Origin of the sequence: Pseudoalteromonas peptidolytica, from assembly GCF_012641745.1 — a bacterium.
GTDB lineage: Bacteria > Pseudomonadota > Gammaproteobacteria > Enterobacterales > Alteromonadaceae > Pseudoalteromonas > Pseudoalteromonas peptidolytica.
In genome coordinates this window covers 1-217 of sequence record NZ_WEHZ01000119.1, presented here as the reverse complement: position 1 = coordinate 217, position 217 = coordinate 1, and the positions used below count along the sequence as shown (strand labels likewise).

Genomic DNA, 217 nt, shown 5'->3' with positions numbered 1-217 from the left:
CACTTCTGAGTTCGGCATGGGGTCAGGTGGTTCCAAAACGCTATGGTCATCAGGAAATTCTGTTCATTAATGAAGTATCCTTCATTAATATAAATCTGGAAAAAGCTATTAAATTCTTTGTCTACTTCAGTCTATTAACTTCTGTCGCTAAACCACTTTGGCGTTGTATGGTTAAGCCTCACGGGTAATTAGTACGAGTTAGCTTAATGCCTCACAG

General features: G+C 39.2%; 1 rRNA gene. It reads right to left on the bottom strand.

Annotated features, from left to right (window positions below):
• Nucleotides 1-54 (bottom strand): 5S ribosomal RNA (gene rrf, locus F9Y84_RS22665); the annotation flags it as partial.
• Nucleotides 55-217: the final 163 nt, after the last annotated feature.